This window comes from Paraburkholderia sp. (genome assembly GCF_034668105.1).
Classification (GTDB): Bacteria; Pseudomonadota; Gammaproteobacteria; order Burkholderiales; family Burkholderiaceae; genus Paraburkholderia.
Genome location: NZ_JAXDPY010000220.1, coordinates 1 through 9,107, shown reverse-complemented (window position 1 = coordinate 9,107; position 9,107 = coordinate 1). Strand labels below are relative to the sequence as shown.

Below are 9,107 nucleotides of genomic sequence, written 5' to 3'. Positions count from 1 at the left end.
AAGCGAGCCTTGGCCCAAGGCGACGGAGCTTTTAGCGCTCGCCTCTGCCATATTGCCCACGGCGAGGCTGCCCGCGCCCTCGGCCAACGAATTGGTGCCAAATGCGGCAGAGACAGCGCCCGTGGCCTGGGCGTTCAAGCCTAGCGCGACCGAGTAGTTGCCTGCCGCGTCGGCGTTATAGCCGATCGCAACGGCGCCGGCACCTTCCGAATGGGCGGCGCGGCCGAGTGCGACCGAGTCCGCGCCGTCTGCGTGGGCGTTATAGCCAAGCGCCGATGCGCCCGGGGCTGTTGCGTGGGCGTCGTCCGGCGTCAACGTGTTGTCGTTGGTGCGCACGTACTTGACGCCGCTGCCGTTCTGCTCGACGTAAGCGCCACTGGTGTCGCCGGCGACGGCATAGAGCTGCGCACCGTTGACGGCCTCGGTGCTGGTGGCCGAAACAGCACCCTGGTGCAGGTTCGCGATCGTGGTGCCCCCCGTCACACCGCCGTCCGCCGATACTGCGCCGCCGAGCGTGACGCTGCTCTTGTCGGCGGGCGTTGCGTCATATTGAACGCTATTGGCGGTGGCCGCCGTGATCTTGCTATCGACAGCCTTGAGCTGGCTGACGTTGACCGCGTCGGTGTCTGCTGCGCCGGCGGCGACATGGGTGACACGCCGTTCGTTGTTAGCGGCGCCGACCGATACTTCACCGCGGGCCGTGAGGCCGCCAATAGCCGAATCCGGAGCGCCGAACTTTTCGCCCGGCGTGGTCAGATTGGCCGTGGCGGTGGATTTTGCGCCCAAAGCGACGCTATTCGCGGCGGTTGCCGTGGCGCCCGAGCCGATAGCGACGCTGTCAGTTCCCGTCTTTGCAACCGATGCGTTTGCACCGAATGAGATGCTATTGGATGCGGCCGCCTTTCCCTGATAGCCGATTGCAACCGAGTCGACGCCGGTTGCTGCCGTGTTGGAGCCAAGCGCAATGGCCTCGTTGCTCAGTGCGCGGGCGGAATTGCCAATCGCGATCGAGTCGAGGGCAGCGGCTGTGGCGGTGGGGCCGGCCGCAATGGCATTCATGCCGTCGACCGCGAGCGCGTCGTCCGAACCATCGGCGATTCCGCTGACCCCGAAATAGCGATCGGCCGAGACCGTATCCGCATAGGCCGCCGAGCCGCTCCCAGCCAACGCGGCCCCCGCCAGTAAGACTTGCGCAATCACCTGTTTGCCCGACGCGCGCTTCGTTTTCGCTCGCGCCGTTTCCGACGTGGCTACCCAAGTGCTCGTTGCTTCACACCAGACCGATTTGTAAATCTTATTCATTCTTCTGAAACTCCGCGGAATTACGAGCGTGGACGGCGCGTGAAAGCATGCTGATTCGGATATGGCGTCATCGCCCTGATTTGTCGCGCGCATAGAACGTGTCGACCGCGGTGATTCCGTTGTCCGTTTTCCGCGTCCAGAATTATTCGCGCGCCCGAATCATCTGCGTCACGCCGTGGCGTCCACTGGATTAATTGCATGGGCGATGATCGGCGGGATTGTCAGACCTGGTGGGGCGCGGCGGAATAAGCGAATTCCTAAATGGTTGAAATTAAATAACCATTTGTCGTTAAATTTTAATAAGTGTTTTTTATTTGTTGAAAATAGAGAATAGTCTTGTTTTGTCTTATGTAAAAATCAATAATTTAAGAATGTAATAATCCATCGCATTGGGAGTTATTGGATTGGATTTAGGTCGACTGCCGATTTTCTTACGCAAAGCGGACGGCGAGTCGCGCAACTCGCCGGAAACCGCTGACAGAGCGCTTTGCCGGTTCTGTCGCGCCCCTGTTTTTTCGTAGCTTTAACCGGTATCCACATCAACCGCTGGCCCTGGCAATCGTTCTACAATGACGGTTGTTCTCAGAAGTGAGTTTTCATGCGTAAATTTTTTCTTCCCGGCTTGACTGCCATGTTCGCCGCGGGCGCGGCACTGGTCGCCGCCGCTGGCTTTTTTTCTCCGGCGGCTCACGCCAACAACGTGATCGTGCTCAATTCCGGCGAAGCCACGCTGAGCCTGATCGACGAGACCACCCGTCAGGTCGTCGGCACGGTGCCCACGGGCAAGGAACCGCATCACCTGATGGCTACGCCGGACAATTCGTCGCTGATCGTCGCCAATTCGGTGTCCAACAACCTGATGTTCGTCGATCCGAAGACGGGCCAGGTGCAGCGCTGGGTCGAGAACATCGAGGATCCGTACCAGATCGGCTTTTCGCCCGACCGCAAGTGGCTGGTCACCACCGGGCTGCGTCTTGACCGCCTCGACATCTATCATTACGACAGCCAGAAGAACCAGATGACGCTGGCCTCGCGTCTGCCGCTCGCGGTGATGCCGAGCCACATGGCGTTCACCAATGACAGCAAGACGGTTTTCGTCACGCTGCAGGTGTCGGGCGAGCTGGCCGCGATCGATCTGGCCACGCAAACCGTCAAGTGGAAGATGAAGGTGGGCAAGGTACCGGCCGGCCTGTGGATGACGCCGGGCGAGAAGTACCTGCTGATCGGCATGACCGGGGCGGATTACGTCGCGGTGGTCGACTGGCGCAACCAGAAAATCGTCAAGACGATCCAGACGGGCAAGGGCGCGCACAACTTCCGCTCGCTCGCTGACGGCAAGCATGTCGCGGTGTCGAACCGGGTCGCGAGTACGATCAGCGTCATCGACGAAGACACGCTTACCAACGTCGGCGACATCACGGGTTTGATGCCGGGGCCGGACGATATGGAGCTTTCCGCTGACAAACGCTATCTGTGGGTGACCTTCCGCTTTGCGAAGCACATCGGCATCATCGACCTGAATACGCGTAAGCTGATCCAGACGATTGCCGTCGGCCGTTCGCCGCACGGCATCTATTTCTTCAATCGCGCGCCGCTCACGGCGCCGAACGGCGCTTGATGCTGTAATAAGGAAGTAACGGGCCGGCACCATGTTCCATCTGATTTTTTCTTCTCTCGACAGCTTCGTCTCGGCGGTGCAAACGCTGCTGTACGTCGACGTGGTGCAGCCGCTGCTGTTCCGCCTCGATCTGATGGGCTACGACGAAGACACGTACGACAGCCTGTATTGGGTGATCGTCGGCGTCCTCGAGGTGCTGGCAATGTACGCGGTTCTGCGCCCGCTCGAGGCGCTCCGGCCGGTGGAGCAGTGGGAAAACCGCAAGGCCGTGCGTGTCGATGTGATTTACACGTGGATCGCCAAGCTCGGCATTCTCAACCTGTTCTTCTTCTTCGCGCTACAGCCGTTCTTCGATAGCGTGCAAGCCTGGCTGAGGCTGCACAACATCGCCAATATCGAATTCGACAATCTGTGGCCGGGCGTCACCACGCAGCCGCTCGTCACGTTCGTGATGTATCTGCTGGTGCTCGATTTCGCCGGTTACTGGTACCACCGCTGGGAACACCGGATCGGCGTGTGGTGGGAGTTGCACGCGGTGCATCACAGCCAGCAGCAGATGTCGCTGTGGTCGGACGACCGTAACCACCTGCTCGACGATCTGCTGCAGGCGTCGTTCTTCGCGGTGATCGCGCTGGTGATCGGCGTGCCGCCGTCGCAATTCGTCGTACTGGTCGCGATCACGAACCTGGCGCAGAGCGTGCAGCACGCGAATATCCGGCTCTATTTTGGCTGGCTCGGGGAGCGCTTGCTGGTCAGTCCGACGTTCCATCGCCGTCACCATGCGATCGGCTACGCCCACCAAGGGCTGAAATACGGCTGCAACTTCGGCGTGCTGTTTCCCTGGTGGGACATGCTGTTCCGCAGCGTGTCCTGGAGCCGTGAAATGGAGCCGACCGGGATCCCGGATCAACTGGAAGGTCGCCGCTACGGCGACGGTTTCTGGGCACAGCACTGGCTCGCTTTCGTGCGCATCGCCGGGCGCCTTTCGCCGAAGCGTCGCACCGGGAACAGCGACGCCGCCCCGATTTGAATATTCTTCCCCGCACGCCGCTGGTTTCCCCGGCGGCGTGTCACGTGGTTTATCCTGTTCACGTTTGCGCGCACGTTCCAGGTTCATTGTCTGGTCCGTACAGGTCGGCGTTCAGATTCGGGCGCCGGGCATGCGGGCGCCGGGCATCCGGGCGCCGGGCATCCGGCGCGGGCGCCGGACTAACAGACGTCCGGCAACCGGTTGCCGGCGGTGTTGCCCGGTCGTCGCGCGGCTCTCATTCCATCGTTTCGTTCACCGGCCCTCGCCCACATGAATGATCTGTTGCGCTCGTTCGGACGCGCACTCACCAGCGCGCTCCACCCGCGCATGCTCTGGCTGACCTTCCTGCCGTTTCTGGCGGCCACGCTGGGGTGGGGCGTGATCCTGTGGTTTTCCTGGCAGACGCTGATCGGCGCGACTCGCACATGGCTCGAAAGCTGGTCGTTCACGGTTACGCTTTATCATCTGTTCGACTGGCTCGGTTTTTCAGCGCTGCACGTGGCGATCGCGCCATTTATCGTGATTGCGATGGCGATTCCGTTGATCGTCGTCACGGTACTGCTGTTGATCGCCACGCTGTCGATGCCAGCCGTAATCCGCTTTCTGTCGGCGCGGCAATTTTCCGGCCTCGAAATGCGCCGCGGCGGAACGTGGTACGGTAGCCTCGGTCAGGCGTTGTGGACCACGCTGATCTGCCTCGTGCTGCTGATCGTGACGCTGCCGCTGTGGCTGGTGCCACCGTTCTTCGCGCTGATTCCGCCGCTGCTGTGGGGCTGGTTGACGTATCGCGTGATGAGTTACGACGCGCTCTCGCTGCATGCCACGCGTGACGAGCGGCGCGCGCTGGTGCGGCGCTTCCGGCTGCCGCTTCTGCTGATCGGCGTCGCGAGCGGACTGCTGGGCTCGCTGCCTACGCTGTTGTGGGTGTCGTCGGTATGGATGATCGTGTTGTTCCCGGTGATCACCGCGGTGACCATCTGGATCTACGCGTTCATCCTCGTGTTTTCGGCACTGTGGTTCGGCTACTACTGTTTGCGCGCGCTGCAACGCATGCGTGCGGAAGAGCACGGCCCGCGGCACGCGGCGCCGGTTCCTTACTGATGAATTACTGATTAAGCGAAAGAGGCAGCAATGGCATTTGGCGTCATCATCATCGGCGACGAAATCCTGTCGGGCAGGCGCATCGACAAGCATCTGCCGAAGGTCATCGAATTGCTGGGCGCGCGCGGATTGTCGCTCGGCTGGGCGGAGTATATCGGCGACGATCCGGAGCGCATCACGGCAACGCTGCGGCGCACGTTCGCGTCGGGCGACATCGTGTTTTCCACGGGCGGCATCGGCGCCACGCCTGATGACCACACCCGCCAATGCGCGGCAGCCGCGCTCGGCGTGCCGCTCGAGCTGCATGCCGAGGCCGCGAAGCTGATTCAGGAGCGCATCCGCGATATGCATCCGGCGAACGCGGCCGCGCCGCTCGATCTGGAAACGCCTGAGAACCGGCACCGTCTGAATATGGGCACGTTTCCTCAGGGCGCGGCTATTATTCCGAACGGCTACAACAAGATTCCGGGCTTCTCGATCAAACAGCATTACTTCGTGCCGGGTTTCCCGGTGATGGCGTGGCCGATGATCGAATGGGTGCTGGATACGCACTATGCGCATCTTCATCACGCAATGCCGCACGCGGAAAAGTCACTGCTGGTGTTCGAACTGCCGGAGTCGCGCCTCACGCCTTTGATGGAGAAGATCGAACACGATTTTCCCGGCGTGCGGGTGTTCAGCCTGCCGAGCGTGGGCGATGCGGAGCGCGGCGGCGTTTATGCGCGGCATCACATCGATCTCGGTGTGAAGGGTGAACCGGAAGCGGTGGCGGCGGCTTTCGTGAAGCTGCGCGAAGGCGTGCATCTGCTGGGCGGCGATATCGTCGAACCCGAGGTGGCTGCAGCTGCGGCCAAACCGCGCGGTTAATCCACGCTTGCTTCGAGACAGGCGGCAAACCTGAGTGAGCAGCGGTTGATCTGCCGCTCAGGGGCGACCTCATTCGGGCGCGCTCGCGCCCGTGCCTGAATTAAGACTCAACGCATCGGCAAGACTCAGCGCATCATCGGCCTGTCATATACAGCGCCGACGATGCATCTGATCGTCCCGTTCATCGTCCGCAAACTCATCGCCCAGGTTCCTGATGCATCGATTCGCGCGGTGGCCGGCGCAGGATGGCCCGGCCGTTGCACCCGCTGTTGACGTTGCGCGCCGGCAGGCACCGCGCAAGCGGGCCACGACGATCAAGCAAGCCGACCCGCAATCACGCGCCGATCCACGGCAACCCGCGAAAGCACCAGCCCGACACCGTCTTCCGATGCCCCTGGCCGTCCTTGTCGCCTTCGAAGCCTTCGAGCAGGTCGTACGCCTTGCTAAAGCCGGCCTGCGTGGCAGCGATCGCGGCGAGCTTCGAGCGCGCGGCGCTGCGGCACAAAAACAGCACGGGCGTATCGGGCGAACTCACCTGGCTCAGTTGCTGAAGGAATTCCTGGTTCGGCACGGCGCCCGGGTAACGGGTCCATTCCACGTGGGCGTATTGCCCGTCGCCGATAACCGGCCGGCCGACCCAATCGAGTTCGGCGCGAGTGCGCACGTCGACGAGACGCGTGCGCGGGTCGAGTTGCAGCAGTTCGAACGCCTCGGCGGGCGATACCGCGCCGGCGTAGGGCAACTGGTTCTCGGTGCGACGCTTATCCGCCTGGGCGTACAACTGTTCGAGCGTGCTCATGAGCGCAAATCTCCTTCGGACCAAATGACCATTCTAGCGCGCCGCATGCGACACGCATGCGCTTGGGCGAGGGTGTCAGGTCAACGCTGGAGTAATGCGGCGGACGCTCAACAATGGTGCATATTTTTTCGAATGCACCAGAATGAAGACGCCCACTGTCGTCAATTTCGCGATTGCACGATTTTGGTGCGACACGCGGCGCAAAGATTTCGGGGCTGCATGCCATACGGTGCGTCCATTCCCCGCGAACGCGCGTACAGCGTGGTTTTGCGCCGCATTGGCGCACACGTGGCACAGAAGCTGCTTTATTGGTGCCGATCGATTTGTCCCAGCGGACTTTTATGTTTCTCCTGAAAGATTCAGGGGTGGACGCGCCGGGGCGGGTCAGCTAGATTGGGCGGCGGCTGAATCCGCCGAATTCGTTAATCAGGAGAAAAGGTTATGAGTAAATCCGTGGCCGACGTCGTGCAGCTCGTCAAAGACGAAGACGTCAAGTTTGTCGACTTTCGTTTCACCGACACGCGCGGCAAAGAGCAACACGTTTCGGTGCCGGTGTCGGCATTCGATGAAGACAAGTTCGAAAGCGGCCATGCGTTTGACGGTTCGTCGATTGCCGGCTGGAAGGGCATCGAAGCATCGGACATGTTGCTGATTCCGGACCCGAACACAGCTTTCATCGACCCGTTCTACGAAGAATCGACCCTCGTGCTGACCTGCGACGTCGTCGAACCGGCTGACGGCAAGGGCTACGAACGCGACCCGCGTTCGCTCGCCAAGCGCGCTGAAGCGTACCTGAAGAGCACCGGTCTCGGTGACACGGCCTTCTTCGGTCCGGAACCGGAATTCTTCATTTTCGACTCGGTCAAGTGGGGCACGGATCAGTCGGGCACCTTCGTCAAGATCGGCTCGGAAGAAGCACCGTGGTCGTCGGCGATGGACTTCGAAGGCGGCAACACCGGCCACCGTCCGGGCACGAAGGGCGGCTACTTCCCGGTCGCTCCGGTCGACACGTTCCAGGACATCCGTTCGGAAATGTGTCTGCTGCTCGAACAGATCGGCATTCCGGTCGAAGTGCATCACCACGAAGTCGCGGGCCAGGGTCAGAACGAAATCGGCACGAAGTTCTCGACGCTGGTGCAACGCGCCGACTGGCTGCAGCAAATGAAGTACATCATCCACAACGTCGCGCATACGTACGGCAAGACCGCTACGTTCATGCCGAAGCCGGTGGTGGGCGATAACGGTTCGGGCATGCACGTTCACCAGTCGATCTGGAAAGACGGCACGAACCTGTTCGCAGGCAACGGTTACGCAGGTCTGTCGGAATTCGCGCTGTTCTACATCGGCGGCATCATCAAGCATGCTCGCGCGCTGAACGCGATCACGAACCCGGGTACGAACTCGTACAAGCGTCTCGTGCCGCACTTCGAAGCACCGGTCAAGCTGGCTTACTCGGCTCGCAACCGTTCGGCATCGATCCGCATTCCGCACGTGTCGAACCCGAAGGGCCGCCGTATCGAAACGCGTTTCCCGGATCCGCTGGCGAATCCGTACCTGTGCTTCTCCGCGCTGATGATGGCGGGTCTGGACGGCGTGCAGAACAAGATTCACCCGGGCGAAGCCGCCGACAAGAACCTGTACGACCTGCCGCCGGAAGAGGATGCAAAGATCCCGACCGTGTGCGCCGGCCTCGACCAGGCTCTGGACGCGCTCGACGGCGACCGCGAGTTCCTGACACGCGGCGGCGTGTTCACGGATTCGATGCTCGACGCGTACATCGAACTGAAGACGAACGAGCTGCAACGCTATCGTCAGTCGGTGCACCCGATCGAATTCGAAATGTACTACTCGCTGTAAGCGGCAATCGCGCTTCGCCCGCAAGGGGGAAGCGCCTTGCCCGACGCTCGCGATCGGTCACGAAGGGACGGCGGCGCCGTCCCTTTTTCGTTAGACCGGGCGCAACGATTTGCCACCATCTCCTATCGGCCGGACTGCAAGATGGTTCTAAAAAATCTGATCAAGGCGAGGAAAGGGCACGAGCAGTCGCTGTCGGATGACGCGCAGCTCGTCGCTTCCGGTCTGTTGCCAGGCTTCGAGGCGTTGCCGACGGTCGTGCTGGTACTCGACAAACGCACGCTGCGCGTTGCGTTTGCGAATCCATCGGCCGAGTCGATGCTCGACCTTTCGCGCAAGCAACTGACGCAGATGGCGTGGCCGGACATCTTCTCGAATGCGGACGAACTGGTCGCGACCATCACCGCAATCGCCGCACACCGTTTTCACGCGACGCATCTGGACGCCGTGCTCGAGCGGCCCGGCCACGAGCCCCTGCATGTTCACGCGATCGTCGGCTTTCTGGAAAGCGCGCAAGACTATGTGCTGCTCGAACT

General features: G+C 61.5%; 8 protein-coding genes. 6 read left to right on the top strand and 2 right to left on the bottom strand.

Going from position 1 to position 9,107, the window contains the following annotated elements; genetic code table 11:
• On the bottom strand, positions 1-1,302 hold a 1,302-nt coding region (locus QOC89_RS10345; RefSeq protein WP_323044926.1), incomplete at its 3' end, for an ESPR-type extended signal peptide-containing protein.
• 598 nt (positions 1,303-1,900) lie between these two features.
• Between QOC89_RS10345 and QOC89_RS10340 the strand changes: the two genes are divergently transcribed.
• From QOC89_RS10340 to QOC89_RS10325, 4 genes are all read left to right on the top strand, one after another.
• Complete coding sequence (locus tag QOC89_RS10340; RefSeq protein WP_323044925.1) at positions 1,901-2,920, top strand: beta-propeller fold lactonase family protein; 1,020 nt, start codon at positions 1,901-1,903, stop codon at positions 2,918-2,920.
• Positions 2,921-2,951: 31 nt separating this feature from the next.
• Positions 2,952-3,950: a sterol desaturase family protein gene (locus QOC89_RS10335; RefSeq protein ID WP_323044924.1), complete on the top strand. Its 999-nt coding sequence runs from the start codon at positions 2,952-2,954 to the stop codon at positions 3,948-3,950.
• 270 nt (positions 3,951-4,220) lie between these two features.
• Positions 4,221-5,051: an EI24 domain-containing protein gene (locus tag QOC89_RS10330; protein WP_323044923.1), complete on the top strand. Its 831-nt coding sequence runs from the start codon at positions 4,221-4,223 to the stop codon at positions 5,049-5,051.
• A 30-nt stretch (positions 5,052-5,081) separates the two neighbouring features.
• Positions 5,082-5,918: a competence/damage-inducible protein A gene (locus QOC89_RS10325; protein ID WP_323044922.1), complete on the top strand. Its 837-nt coding sequence runs from the start codon at positions 5,082-5,084 to the stop codon at positions 5,916-5,918.
• A 334-nt stretch (positions 5,919-6,252) separates the two neighbouring features.
• On the opposite strand, the gene QOC89_RS10320 is transcribed toward QOC89_RS10325, so the two are convergent.
• Complete coding sequence (locus QOC89_RS10320) at positions 6,253-6,717, bottom strand: rhodanese-like domain-containing protein (protein WP_323044921.1); 465 nt, start codon at positions 6,715-6,717, stop codon at positions 6,253-6,255.
• Positions 6,718-7,158: 441 nt separating this feature from the next.
• On the opposite strand from QOC89_RS10320, the gene glnA reads away from it, so the two are divergent.
• A complete protein-coding gene (gene glnA / locus QOC89_RS10315; RefSeq protein WP_323044920.1) occupies positions 7,159-8,574 on the top strand; it encodes a type I glutamate--ammonia ligase in 1,416 nt (471 codons plus the stop codon).
• Positions 8,575-8,715: 141 nt separating this feature from the next.
• A partial coding sequence (locus QOC89_RS10310; protein WP_323044919.1) for a PAS domain-containing protein occupies positions 8,716-9,107 on the top strand: 392 nt, incomplete at its 3' end.

Coding starts and splice junctions, on each gene's coding strand:
- QOC89_RS10340 (WP_323044925.1), top strand. CDS start 1,901: ATGCGTAAATTTTTTCTTCCCGGCTTGACTGCCATGTTCGCCGCGGGC.
- QOC89_RS10335 (WP_323044924.1), top strand. CDS start 2,952: ATGTTCCATCTGATTTTTTCTTCTCTCGACAGCTTCGTCTCGGCGGTG.
- QOC89_RS10330 (WP_323044923.1), top strand. CDS start 4,221: ATGAATGATCTGTTGCGCTCGTTCGGACGCGCACTCACCAGCGCGCTC.
- QOC89_RS10325 (WP_323044922.1), top strand. CDS start 5,082: ATGGCATTTGGCGTCATCATCATCGGCGACGAAATCCTGTCGGGCAGG.
- QOC89_RS10320 (WP_323044921.1), bottom strand. CDS start 6,717: ATGAGCACGCTCGAACAGTTGTACGCCCAGGCGGATAAGCGTCGCACC.
- glnA (WP_323044920.1), top strand. CDS start 7,159: ATGAGTAAATCCGTGGCCGACGTCGTGCAGCTCGTCAAAGACGAAGAC.